Annotated in this window: 11 protein-coding genes and 1 pseudogene; 6 read left to right on the plus strand and 6 right to left on the minus strand. The window is 49.2% G+C overall.

What is annotated here, in order from left to right; genetic code table 11:
- Nucleotides 1-8: 8 nt before the first annotated feature.
- The 5 genes from EL645_RS13260 to EL645_RS13275 all read right to left on the minus strand — a co-directional run bounded on the left by EL645_RS13260 (nucleotide 9) and on the right by EL645_RS13275 (nucleotide 3,647).
- Nucleotides 9-773 carry a prenyltransferase gene (locus EL645_RS13260; protein ID WP_307720578.1) on the minus strand — a complete coding sequence of 255 codons (765 nt, stop codon included), beginning with the start codon at nucleotides 771-773 and terminating at the stop codon, nucleotides 9-11.
- On the minus strand, nucleotides 671-1,390 hold the full coding sequence (locus EL645_RS42590) for a hypothetical protein (RefSeq protein WP_246035353.1): 720 nt from the start codon (nucleotides 1,388-1,390) through the stop codon (nucleotides 671-673). Before EL645_RS42590 ends, EL645_RS13260 begins: the two co-directional genes overlap by 103 nt.
- Nucleotides 1,391-1,654: 264 nt before the next feature.
- On the minus strand, nucleotides 1,655-2,308 hold the full coding sequence (locus EL645_RS13265) for a translin family protein (protein WP_126550710.1): 654 nt from the start codon (nucleotides 2,306-2,308) through the stop codon (nucleotides 1,655-1,657).
- 315 nt (nucleotides 2,309-2,623) lie between these two features.
- Complete coding sequence (locus EL645_RS13270) at nucleotides 2,624-3,097, minus strand: hypothetical protein (protein WP_126550712.1); 474 nt, start codon at nucleotides 3,095-3,097, stop codon at nucleotides 2,624-2,626.
- 193 nt (nucleotides 3,098-3,290) lie between these two features.
- Nucleotides 3,291-3,647: a translation initiation factor Sui1 gene (locus tag EL645_RS13275; protein ID WP_126550715.1), complete on the minus strand. Its 357-nt coding sequence runs from the start codon at nucleotides 3,645-3,647 to the stop codon at nucleotides 3,291-3,293.
- Between the two features lie 812 nt (nucleotides 3,648-4,459).
- On the opposite strand from EL645_RS13275, the gene EL645_RS13280 reads away from it, so the two are divergent.
- From EL645_RS13280 to hemH, 6 genes and pseudogenes are all read left to right on the plus strand, one after another.
- The gene (locus tag EL645_RS13280) at nucleotides 4,460-5,173 is read left to right on the plus strand and encodes a serine/threonine-protein kinase (RefSeq protein WP_161977348.1); all 714 of its coding nucleotides are present in this window, start codon (nucleotides 4,460-4,462) and stop codon (nucleotides 5,171-5,173) included.
- A 5-nt stretch (nucleotides 5,174-5,178) separates the two neighbouring features.
- Nucleotides 5,179-5,766 (plus strand): hypothetical protein, encoded by a 588-nt coding sequence (locus EL645_RS13285; protein WP_126550721.1) that lies wholly within the window; start codon nucleotides 5,179-5,181, stop codon nucleotides 5,764-5,766.
- A 278-nt stretch (nucleotides 5,767-6,044) separates the two neighbouring features.
- A pseudogene (locus EL645_RS13295) lies at nucleotides 6,045-7,945 on the plus strand (serine/threonine protein kinase).
- 685 nt (nucleotides 7,946-8,630) lie between these two features.
- Nucleotides 8,631-9,713, plus strand: coding sequence for a uroporphyrinogen decarboxylase (gene hemE / locus EL645_RS13300; protein WP_126550728.1), 1,083 nt, complete (start codon nucleotides 8,631-8,633; stop codon nucleotides 9,711-9,713).
- 19 nt (nucleotides 9,714-9,732) lie between these two features.
- Nucleotides 9,733-10,095: a ferrochelatase gene (locus tag EL645_RS44115; RefSeq protein WP_218031829.1), complete on the plus strand. Its 363-nt coding sequence runs from the start codon at nucleotides 9,733-9,735 to the stop codon at nucleotides 10,093-10,095.
- Nucleotides 10,092-10,670, plus strand: a complete 579-nt coding sequence (hemH, locus tag EL645_RS44120) for a ferrochelatase (RefSeq protein WP_218031830.1) — start codon at nucleotides 10,092-10,094, stop codon at nucleotides 10,668-10,670. Before EL645_RS44115 ends, hemH begins: the two co-directional genes overlap by 4 nt.
- Before the next feature lie 101 nt (nucleotides 10,671-10,771).
- Here hemH and EL645_RS13310 read toward each other — a convergent pair whose 3' ends face one another.
- On the minus strand, nucleotides 10,772-11,959 hold the full coding sequence (locus EL645_RS13310) for a LolA family protein (RefSeq protein WP_126550731.1): 1,188 nt from the start codon (nucleotides 11,957-11,959) through the stop codon (nucleotides 10,772-10,774).
- Nucleotides 11,960-12,038: the final 79 nt, after the last annotated feature.

The raw sequence follows: 12,038 nt of genomic DNA on the forward strand, positions 1-12,038 counted from the left end.
GTATTCCTCTATGGTAACGTCAGGAGATGCTCTGGTAGTTTTGGCAGCACTGGTATAAGGGCCGAGATGATCAAGCCGATGATGAGCAAGATGGTGAAGCTGATGAAGATTTTCATGCTCTGGCGCATGACGTCGTGGAAGCCAGCAGAAATCTCTGTGCGTAGCACGCCACTGATGGCGACGGCAAGCGTCGGTAGTGTCCAGAGGGCCAACAGTACATAGTGAGGATGGCCATGTGGAACTCCTAGCAGCAGCACTATCAGGTAGGCCAGTACCATCAGGACGATATAGCCGATGCGGCTCCAGTGCAGTCCAAGTATGGTTACCAGGGTTTTCTTGCCAACATGACTATCACCCTCGATGTCACGCATATTATTAGCATAGATGGTGCCAGCGGCCAGGAAGCCGAGGGGCAGGCTATAATTGAAGGCTGTCGCCGCCAGGTGGCCACCTGTCTGGATCATATAGGCTCCCATGACTGGCAAGAGGCCAAACACGATAAAGCCTACCAGTTCTCCCAATCCCAGACTGGAGAGTGATCTCCTGGTTGCACTGAAGAAATAAGCACAGAGCACCATAATCAAACCGAACAAGCAGACAATTGGACCCCCTGCCAGGGAGGTGATAAGCCCTAACACGGACCCGATGGCTAGCACTGCCAGGCCAATCGTCAATATGCGTGTTGGTTTGATGAGCCCCTGTTGAATGAGTCCTCCCGGGCCAAGGGCATTGCTGGCGTCAATACCGCGCTGATGATCATAATAATCGTTGATGAGGTTGGCCCAATTTGTAAGATGGCCGCGGCAATCAGAGCCAGCACGAAGTGAACGATATCCAGGTGCCCGAATGGGGTCGCTGGCGTAATGCTCTGCGTCCAGGCCAGTGCTGTGCCCAGAAGAATCGGCATCAGAGATAGCGGCAAGTAGTTAAGCCGAATGCCATCGCGCCAGATTTCTAGCCACTCGGTAATACCGCGGCGATATTCTGAGGGTTGAACCACCAATGGGGCAGGCATGCTAATGGCTCTCATCGAAGCAACGGAATGTACCGAAACTTCTGGTTCAAGCGTGCTGATAGTCTGTATAGAACCGATCGGGATGGTTGGAACCTCTTCGGCCTGTACTTTATCAGCCGTTACGATCTGGGCTGCTGGTTTCTTTTTGAGCTGAGATTTTTCAGCCACGACCTCTGGAATCGTGGCGCTCTCCTCTTCCTCGAACTGCTCATCCTCTAATACAGATTGCTCATCTTCGGTCTGTGTTGCCTCATCCGTTTCGGGATCGGCATCTACCACCTGGATAGCCTGTGCTGACTTAGATGATGCGTCGTCCTTCGGCTCGAGGTCTGAAACGATATTCTGCTCAGTGACTTTTTTTTCTGTGTTTTCCATACGCTCCCCTCTTGGCGTAGCGATCAACTAATATTTTATGAGTGCATTTATGCGTCTACAGTATGAGTGCTTGTATACATCAATATGATGCGTGTCTTTATAAGAGTTTGTGCCTGTATATGGGCAGGCACTCCTCATGGATGATATATGTTATAGATGCAAGGGTTGCGTCTATATGCTTTTATGATAAGCATCTGTCAGCTTACTGTTGTCAGGATACAAAGTCAAGGAAGCGGACTTTTTTCTACGTACGACTCCTATTCTTTATTGATCGACTGGCAGATGTTGTTGTAAACCCTCCTGGAGTTCGCGCATGGATCGTTGCAACTGCAATTGAATGGCTGCGGCTGTGAGATCGCCGCGTGTCTTTTCTAGAATTCCGCGTGCCGAGTCTGTAGTACGCCTTAGACCACCGGTGATGGCATCTGGAAAATCCACCGTGATGAGAACGGCATAGATATCATCCATGTAGTTGAGAAATATTTCACAACTCTCAATGTTGCTATGTCGGAGTTGGTCTAAAACGTAGCGTCGTAGCTCTCCAATGGCTTCCGCGATACCGTTGAGATAGGCGGCATAGCCGATAGAGAGCTCTTTTGGTGTGGGCAGGGGACGATGCTGGGTAAGGGCCGCAAAGGTGCATGCCTCCGCATATTCCTTTTGCGCATCCTGGACGAAACCTGCGAAATAAATATCACGATGGCTCTGCAGGTCTTGTTCCATTTCTGCGATTAGTGCTGCTGCCTGAGCAAGAAGTTTCTCGGCGGCGGCTGCCTCATGGCGATGGGTAGCCCTGATGCTGTTAGCACACAAGCGAATAGTTGCGCGCGATTTTGGCAAAGCACTTTCGCGAGCGGCATGTTTGAGGGTAAAATATTCGATTGCCTCTCGCCCTATTGCGTCTATCTGTTCGGGCATAGATGCTATTCCTTTCTGTAATACCTCTAGTGTATCATCCGGTTGGATTTTATGACTACCCGCTGATCCGGCGTAGCACGTTTGCCCTGCCCAGTTTGATCGATACTGCTACAATTGTACTTGGATTCACTATGATGATTCAATGGGTTGCAGCCAAAAATCACCCCTTACTCTATGTAACGTTGCAGGGTTGTTAGACGACTCTTTTTGTGCTAAAAATGGCCCTAATGATATCTATGAGCACAAAAAAAGAGTGCCAGCGGACAGCTATTGTCCTGCGGGCATCTCCTTTTTTGTATTTAATCTGTCTGCTAGTTACCGGGACTTCTTTTTGCCCATGCTGCGTTCGGTCTGAACCAGAATCGGGTAAACTTCTATTTCGGGAGGAAAAACCTGACTTTGGACATCTCCTGCCCAGAATAATTGTTTCATCATTTCCGCGGCGGCATACAAAAGATGTTGTAAAGTGGCGTCGCGTCCCTGCTCATAAGCTCCGCTTCCTTCGTAAATGGACATCCTGGTAAAACTCTCATTGAGTGGTGTACGTTCACTCAACCGGACCAGGTAAATATCCATTTTGGCGTCTCCTTTATTTACCGGAACCATAATACGTAATTCTGGCTTCTGGTCAATAATGTCCAAACGATAGAAGACACCATAATGATCACGCGAGGCTTGAAAGATGGAGATCTCTGGAATGGAATCACTACTATAATGCCGATCTTCTGGTCGTTCCATTTCTACTCCTAACCCTGCCAGGAAGTGTTCAAATTGCTCGTCTATGTTCATTGTTTATCCTCTCCGTTCTACTCCCTTATAACTATGATACTAACTCCCCTTACTATAAGTATTCCACAGTCCCCCTACTAAAGCGGAAGTTTGTGTTTTCCTGCTGGCATAAAAAAGCTGCCCGGACTGGCTCGATTATATAGTCGAGCCAGTCCGGGCAGCTTTTTTATGCCAGCCTGTTCCTGTATCGGGGCTAACCGCCAGCCCGCTTTACTTTGTATCCCAGGGAGGTAAGCTTTGCTTGTATTTTGGCGCAGTGATCGCCTTGAATCTCAATGTTGCCATCTTTAACGGTACCACCGGTGCCACAGAGCTTTTTTAATTGCTGGGCCAGGGTGGCCAGTTCATTATCTTTGTCTGGAAGGCCAGTAATTACGGTGACGGTCTTTCCACCACGCTGTTTGCGGTCGCGCATTACGCGCACGATACCGTCGTTTTTCTTTTTAGGGCTCACTGCCTGGTCGCAACGGCAATCTTTATATGGCTGCCCACATTGAGGACAGGTTGAGATGCGACCACTCTCAGTCGAATAAACAATGCGGTCTGACATGCGAATCTCCCCTTCTTTAGCACTCTGCTCTGCATTGTATCATACAATTTTCGACCTTCAACCCGCAGGTTTTTCGGCCGTAAAGCTAGACGATGTGAGCGCTAAACTAGTTTTACCATCCGCTTAAAAGACGCCTCGCTACTCAATGATCTTATATATAATAGTCCCTTCATGAGTTTATTTATTTGTATATAATGATTCAATATAGTAAATTTAGAGTTAGAGGTTACAAAGATGCTAGTGCACTGATGCGCAAGTATAACTATCTCTTTTTTTGTACCACATAAGATGACTTCTTGAGTGCCAAAGACGCACAAACTCAGGCGTGAAGATCGCGGAGACCATGAGAGTTTGACACGCTCTTACGCTTCCCATCACTGCCGCGCTGTTTGTGTAAGAGCTTTCATGACTATGGAGCTCATAATTGTTTCCTATGTGGTGTAGAAAATGTGCAGCGCACATTTTCTACACCACATAGGAAAACAGGTGCGGACGCGCCAGCGCACGCCCGCACACATATACCTTGGAAGGTGGAGATACAGGAACAGCGAAGTTTGAAGCGTTATCGTGAGATAGCTATTTAATCACATCCTGACACCAATCAAGATAAACAGCCGTGTATGTATATGTAAGGTTACTTCCTATTATCAGATGAGCAATGATGCTTGAGTTGGGATGAGCGTGTTCTCCTCTCTTCTATCCAAATGCCTCAATCTGTTTGTGGCGTCAGTATCAGTTGCACGAATTGCGTTACTGATGGCTTTTTACTGCGTGTGATGGAACAGCTTGTATATTTTAGCATGGGGATTGTAATGCAACAGCTAGAACAAGTCACTCTTGGACACTATCAAATCCTGAAACGCCTGGCACGTGGGGGCATGGCCGAGATTTATCTCGCGCGTGATACTGCTAACGATCAGGTTGTCGCTGTAAAGTTAGTGCATACAGGGGCAGGTGACTATTACGAGCGTTTCCGCGCTGAAGTGAAGGCGCAGGCTGCATTGAACCATGAACATATTTTGCCTGTTCTAGACTACGGTGAATTTGATTCGTGGTGCTATCTGGTAACCCCGTATATTGAACATGGAACTCTGAATGAGCGGTTACAGCAAGGACCTTTGTCGCTTGCTGAGGCCGATCGAGTGCTTGCCCAACTGTCTCAGGCACTTCAGTTTGCCCATGATAAAGGAATTGTTCATCGCGATATTAAACCTTCTAACGTGCTGATGCGGGATGGTAACCATGTGTACCTGGCCGATTTTGGGCTGGTGAAACGTGTGGGTGAAGAGAATGGCCTTACCTTGACCGGGTATTTAATTGGTACGCCCGAATATATGGCTCCCGAATTAGCTGAGCATGAAGCCTCACCTTGTAGCGATGTCTATGCCCTGGGCATACTCATGTACCAGATGCTTTCTGGTCGCGTACCTTTTAAAGCTAATACTCCTATTGCCATCTATCTGCGGCATATCCGCGATATACCTGAACCCCTTCTACCTATAACCCGTCTATCCCACCAGAGGTAGAGGCGGTGATTATTCAGGCATTAGAGAAAGATCCCCGCTATCGCTTTCAGTCCGCCCAGGAGTTTTATCTGGCTTATGCTCAAGCTGTGAAGTTGGCAGAAGAGAATCGCCAGGCAATGTCAATGATGACCACGCAGGCTTCTCGTTTTGCTTTGGAGAAGCCACGTGTTACAATTGTGCGTCAGAAGCATCGCATGTTACGGGGGCGTTTCCTGTTTACCCTTTTGTTGGTGCCCCTGTTGTTAGTAATGGCACCTGCATTTTTACACGCAAGTTTTGGACCACAGGGTTTTAAAATGTCATTTGAGGGAGCTGATGCAGCTCCCTCTCATCCTCAACATGTGATCACCACCGATGCTGTTAAGACGAACAATACTCTGCCTGCTTTGAAGCCGAAACCAACGCCGACCCATGCGGCCCAACCTAAAAAGCCAACACCTCCTACCCATTATCAGGCACCCCAGCAGATCATCTCGAGCTATAATGGCGATACCCCACCGCAGCCAGATAAAGGCCCTGGTGGTAAAGGTCCTGGCAAACCTGACAAAGGTCCTGGCAAAGGTCCTGGTAAAGGTCCTGGCAAGGGGCACTGAGACTAACCTGCAGGGCTATTGGTGTGCCTTTTCCTGACATTCATCTTCACTAAAAAATATATTTCTCTAAATGTAGATGTGCGCATCTGTGCATCTATATCTCTTGTCGCTTCGTGTTATATATATTGCTCTCCAGAATATTCCCACCAATAAAAAGATAATCATCGTTTTTGTAAAGATAATCATTATTATGGTAAGGAATGCAAATTATTATGTCTGGTCTAGAGGGAACTGTTGTTAAACAGTATCATATACAGCATCTGCTCGGCAGCGGCGGTATGTCAGAGGTATATCTGGCATATGATGACGTTGCTCAGCAACATGTTGCTATCAAAGTCATGACCGGATATGCTAATGATTATCTTGAGCGCTTCCGCCGTGAAGCGGAGGCCATTGATAAACTACAACATGACCATATTCTTCCGGCATTGGATTATGAAGAATTTGAGCCATGGTATTTTCTGGTTATGTTGTACGCTCCGGGTGGGACGTTGCGCGATTTGTTAGATCAGGCCCTCTTTCTCCTGAGGAGGCCGGTCTGATGCTGAATCAGATTGCCAGTGCCGTCCAATTTGCCCATGATAATGGCATCTTGCACCGTGATATTAAGCCTTCAAATATTCTGTTGCGCGATCGTACCCATGTGTACCTGGCTGATTTTGGCCTGGCTAAGATTGTGGATGCGACAGCGGAACTTACGCGCTCTGGTATTTTGATGGGTACACCTGAATATATGGCCCCCGATCTGGCTGAGTCATCTGCCACTATCAGTACAGATATTTATTCTCTGGGTATCCTTCTCTATCAAATGTTGACCGCTCGCCTGCCATTCGAAGGTGAAACACCAGTCTCGGTATTCTGGAAGCAGTTACGTGACAAGCCATTACCACCTTCGGTCCATAATCCAGCTCTGACACCGGCTATCGATCGTGTGGTGTTGCAGGTATTGGAAAAAGATGCTCGTCATCGTTATCCTTCTGCTTTAGCACTGGCTGAGGCTTTTCAACAGGCCTTGCAGGCTCCCCCTATACTTGATGAGGAAGAATTTGTTTCGCAGGCTGAGATGGAGCTCGCGCAGGGTTACGAGCCTGTCGTGCTGGCTGATAGCGTCAGCCTGCCGGAAGCAATGCTGGTTAATGAGGAGGTGTCGGTGACCCCTGAGCTACGTCGGCGCCGTCGCTATTCTATCTCTCAGGCCAGGAGCTTTATCTCATCTAGACCCTTATTCCAGGTTGCTGTCCGGCCGCGCGCTTCCAGACCGGCAGGTCGTCAAAAATATACTCCTGCTACTTATGATCCAGCTTCTTCTATCCAGATGGTACCTGTACGCAAGCGTTTCAGGTCGCGCTCGTCTGCGCCTCAGCAGGGTGAGGGTCGCCCTGAACAGGCGCCAGTTGCCTTAAAACCGCGCCTGCGTAAGCGTCGTACCAGTAGGCGTCGTACGGCCATTTTCTTTGGTATCATTGGGGCTGGCATCTTGCTTTTTCTCATCCTTCCCGCCAGTTATGTGTATTATCTCTATGCTACCCGACCTGCTGAAACCGTTGTGGTTGGCTCACAGTCGGTGTCCACGACCAATGTTCAACCCAGGGGACATGCAACATCTATCACTACCACGACCATGGCTGGAGCCCCGATTTTGCAGGATGACCTGGCCAATAATGCCAGTGGCCGCTGGTCCGAGGCACCCGCTAGTTGTGTCTTTGCCCATGGCTCGTATCAAGTCACTCGTAGCCAGGGATCAACTGAAGTGCCCTGTGCATTGATCTCTCCCTTAGTCGGGGATGCCAGTGTACAGGTGAATGTCTCTTTATTGTCTGGTAGTACCGCCGGAATATTACTGCGCATGCGTGGGGACCAATACTATGCGTTTCAGCTTAATAGTGTGGGTCAGTTTTCGTTCTTGCGTCATGACTTGGGGGCTGGCCGAGATCAATATGTTACTTTGATCAAGCCCACCGCCAGTAGCGCGATTGTCCCTGGCTCCGGCCAAAATACGCTGTTCGTACTGGCTAAAGGGAGTGATTTCAGGTTCTATATCAATGGAATTTTTCTGGGTGAGACCCAGGATTCGACATATCAGTCTGGCCAGCTTGCCTTTACGTCGGGTACTGTCTCTGCTACTGATGTAGCTACGGCCAGCTTTACCCATTTCAAACTCTCCAAAATTACGTCATAATTGTGCCACTACGTGCGCATACGCGCCCGAGCCCCCCTTTTTTCTATGGTGCAAAGATGGCGCCCAGCGCCATCTTTACACCATAGGGGTATATTTTTGAGCTTTGTGTCACATTGATATTGCCTTAAGAGTACACATAATTTTTGCAAGTTGCTAATTACTGCGGTGTAGTCAGGGCGCAGGACGTCATCCTTGCACCACAATAATATTTCTGAGCCTGATACCGCAGTGATCCAGCTTTAAGAGCACAAATAATTTTTGTAAGTTGCTAATTAACTGGGCTCATGCGCACTTTGTGTGGTATAGGAGGCCTCTTCGAACGTACCCTTCAAGAAGACTGGCTGCGAGAGCGGGTTGAACCACATCACCAACTCTCTCTGGCAGAGTTTCCCACACAAAGTGCGCATGAGCCTTAACTGTGGTGTAGCCAGGGCGTAGAGCGCCCTGGCTACACCACAGTTAATTAGGGGATTCGGGCGCGTATGCGCACGTCCGCTTGCGCGCAGCAAGATCCCAATGAAAAAAACAATCAACCCCCTCAAAAATCTAAGAATCTATAAAAAAACACAGCTTCATGAAGATTTTTATAGATTTAGAGTTGCCAATTTCCTGGCGACCGCGCTATGATATAAAAGGCATCCCCAGGCACCTTAAAGGATGCGCAAAAATCAAACAAGGAACACTTATGCAACAAGATAGATTACCTGCCACTACCGTACAGCCACCTCACGCTCCATCAACTGGTGTTGCGCGTTTTCTGGCCGCCTGCCGGCATGAGCAACCTGACGCAACCCCAATCTGGTTTATGCGCCAGGCTGGCCGTAGTTCGAAAGGCTATCAAGCGCTACGTGAGAAATATGACGTCTTAACCCTCACTAAAACCCCTGAACTATGTGCTCAGATGACTTTAATGCCGGTACAGAGCTTCGGGGTGGATGGGGCTGTTCTCTATGCGGATATCATGCTCCCTTTAGAGGGCATGGGCATCGATTTCGAGCTCCGTACCGAAGGGCCTGTGATCCATAATCCAATTCGCTCGGCCCGTGATATAGAGGCCTTGCGTCTAATGAATATTGAAGAGTCTGTTCCTTATATTCTTGATGCGCTACGCCTGGTGCGGCGCGAATTAGAGGGAAAGCAGGCGGTGATCGGGGTCACTGGCGGACCATTTACGTTGGCTTGCTACATGATTGAGGGCAAGCCTTCACGCGATTATGCAACAGCCAAGGCTTTGATGTATGGCCAGCCAGAGCTCTGGGACGCCTTGATGGAAAAGGTCACGACTGTGGTAACTCAATATGTCCTGGCCGAGATTGCAGCCGGGGCTGATGTCATTCAGATCTTTGAGAGCTGGATTGGTACGCTGAGCCCCAGTGCTTATCGCCGCTTTGTGTTGCCATATACACAGCGCATATTCGCGGCTATTAAACAGACTGGCACACCTGCGATCCATTTTGGGACCGGAGCTGCGGCCTTGCTGGAAACCATGGTTGAGGCTGGCGGCGATGTGATCAGTGTGGATTGGCGCGTTGAGCTGGATACGGCCTGGGAGCGTATTGGCCTGGAGCGTGGTATCCAGGGTAACCTTGATCCGACTTTACTATTGACCTCCTGGCCGGTGCTGGAAGCGGGTATGCAGGATGTGCTACGCCGGGCCGCTAATCGCTCGGGACATATTTTTAACCTGGGACATGGTATTCCCATGGCGGCAGATCCAGATCTGCTGCGCCGCCTGGTTGATGCTGTCCATGAAACGACAAAAAGATAAGTGATAAAGGAATAAACAAATGGCAAATAAACATGTTGGTGTCATGTTGATGACGTATGGTTCTCCGGCTACTCAGGAGGATATTCCTGCCTATATTAAAAATGTTTATGGTGGTCGGGAGCCTTCCGAGGAGGTGTTGACAGAGTTTCGGCGTCGCTATGCTTTGATTGGTGGCTCACCTTTGATTCGTATTACGCGTGAGCAGGCTCAGGCCCTGGAAGAGGAACTGAACACCAGTAGTGCCGATGGTACCACCTATCATGTGACCGCGGGTATGCGTTTCTCGCCACCTTTTGTGGCTGATATGGTCCCTGAAACGGCTTCCGGCGCGCAATCTCTGGTGGGTATTATAATGTCACCCCAGTACTCCCGATTATTATGAGTGGCTACATCAAGACTTTGCAGCAGGCCTATGAGAATCTGCACCAGGATGGCCTGCAGCTGAAGATCTCGACCGACTGGCATTTGCAGCCCTTCTTCTTGCAGGCGGTAGCTGAGCGTGTTCAACAGGCGCTGGCACGTTTTCCAGAAGATGTGCGTGACCAGGTCCCGGTCCTTTTGACCGCCCATAGCATGCCTAAGCGGGTGATTGAAAACGAGCCTGATTATATTGATCACCTTAAAGAGACGGCGGCCGCGATTGCTAAGCGCGCCGGGCTGGCGGATGATCGTTGGATGTTCTGTTATCAGAGCGCCGGCCATACTCCTGAGGAATGGCTTAAGCCGGATTTCGCCGATGTAATGCCTGAACTGAAGGAGGCTGGTAAACAGCATGTCCTGATTGCTCCTGTACAGTTCCTGGCCGATCATCTGGAGATCCTCTATGATATTGAAGTTGGCGCGCGCGAACAGGCTGAAGAACATGGGATTCAGTTTGCCCGTATCGAGTCTTTGAATACCAGCCCTCTCTTTATTAAAGCTCTGGCTGCGGTGGTCAAAGATACGCTGGCCCAATAGCACATCTAGCTCTCTATATAGCAAAATATAGCAAAAAGGAAGATGACCTCAAGATCATCTTCCTTTTTTAGTTTTGTGGTTTAGTTTCGGTCTGGATGATTTTAACTGAGCAGATTCGCGATCTGCTGTGCCTGGTCAGAGCTGATGGCACCACTGAGTCGATAACCGATACTTTTTTCGGTCCAGGCCAGGGTAGTGGTCCCATTGCTGCTATAAAGGGTGCCGTTGGTACCGCGTAGTGTGATCGCACTTCCTCGGCCAGGTAGATTGGCTAACGGCTTGCCCTCCGCCAGTGTAAAGGCCAGGCTGCCTTTCATATAGTTTAAGGTATAGGTTTGTAGACCCGGCGTTCCCAGTGCCGCAACTCCATTCAGACTGTAATCGCTCTGGTCGCCAGGAATGCTCAGCAGATGATAGCCAGCCATTTTTTGTGCCTGTGCCAGCGTTAACCTGCTTGTATCCTGATTCCCATTGGCATCTGCTAAAGGAAGGGTCTTAGTACCCGCAGGAATAACAAAGCTAAACAGCTTTCCATCTACATTCTGATTGAGGTCCAGCTGCGGTATAGCAACTGTAATGTTACCCAGACTATTGATGTTCAGGTCAACTTGCCGTGGGAGCTGTGTATTTTTATCTACATAGATCTCGCCGGTATAATTAAAGCTGGCGGTGTCCGCTCCTGTGTCAGTGGTGCTGGGCACTACATGGATGTCATAGGCGCTATGCCCATCTACTTGCGCGGATGAAGAGCGGAGCGTTCCCTTACTGTGGTCAAAGATACTTTGAATGATATTCAGCAAGCTCTGGCTCTGACCTCCAGTGGAGCCTGCTATCCCCCTGGATTGTGTTTCTGGTGTATTGGCATCGTGGGTCACTTTGCCCGTATATACTACCTTCTTGGTGGGATCGTATTGCCAGGTCTGTTGTCCATCACTCACCACCAGGGAGCCTGCCCCCACCTGGGAGAGAGTGGACTTCTGTACTTCAGTACGACTTTTATCGGGTGCCACCTTCCACAATTCGGTTTCGACTACCCCATGGAAAGCCTGGCTCGAACTGGTTAGATTAAAGATCCCATGCAGCGTTTTGGCTGTATCCAGGGTGTGCGCCATAGCATCCAGAAGTTTTTGTCCTGGTCCGCTGGCAACGGTTGGGGTGGGTTTAACGGGTGCTGTGGGCTTCACAGTTGTCTGTGTTTTGCTCTCACTGCCACAGCCTGCGATCACCAGCAAGGTGAGCGTCAGGATCAGCAGGGAGAGTACACTGGACCTCCAGCGAGAGAGGCTCATAGAGAACTCCTTTTATCATAAAGAACCATTGCATATGTTCAAACTTATTCCGTAAAGATATGCTATTTCAATAGCGTGC

Origin of the sequence: Dictyobacter kobayashii (genome assembly GCF_003967555.1) — a bacterium.
Classification (GTDB): domain Bacteria; phylum Chloroflexota; class Ktedonobacteria; order Ktedonobacterales; family Ktedonobacteraceae; genus Dictyobacter; species Dictyobacter kobayashii.

Bases quoted from the DNA above. Each gene is read 5' to 3' on its own strand.
- EL645_RS44115 (WP_218031829.1), top strand. From the start codon at position 9,733: ATGGCAAATAAACATGTTGGTGTCATGTTGATGACGTATGGTTCTCCG.
- hemH (WP_218031830.1), top strand. From the start codon at position 10,092: ATGAGTGGCTACATCAAGACTTTGCAGCAGGCCTATGAGAATCTGCAC.
- EL645_RS13280 (WP_161977348.1), top strand. From the start codon at position 4,460: ATGCAACAGCTAGAACAAGTCACTCTTGGACACTATCAAATCCTGAAA.
- EL645_RS13265 (WP_126550710.1), bottom strand. From the start codon at position 2,308: ATGCCCGAACAGATAGACGCAATAGGGCGAGAGGCAATCGAATATTTT.
- EL645_RS42590 (WP_246035353.1), bottom strand. From the start codon at position 1,390: ATGGAAAACACAGAAAAAAAAGTCACTGAGCAGAATATCGTTTCAGAC.
- hemE (WP_126550728.1), top strand. From the start codon at position 8,631: ATGCAACAAGATAGATTACCTGCCACTACCGTACAGCCACCTCACGCT.
- EL645_RS13270 (WP_126550712.1), bottom strand. From the start codon at position 3,097: ATGAACATAGACGAGCAATTTGAACACTTCCTGGCAGGGTTAGGAGTA.
- EL645_RS13275 (WP_126550715.1), bottom strand. From the start codon at position 3,647: ATGTCAGACCGCATTGTTTATTCGACTGAGAGTGGTCGCATCTCAACC.
- EL645_RS13310 (WP_126550731.1), bottom strand. From the start codon at position 11,959: ATGAGCCTCTCTCGCTGGAGGTCCAGTGTACTCTCCCTGCTGATCCTG.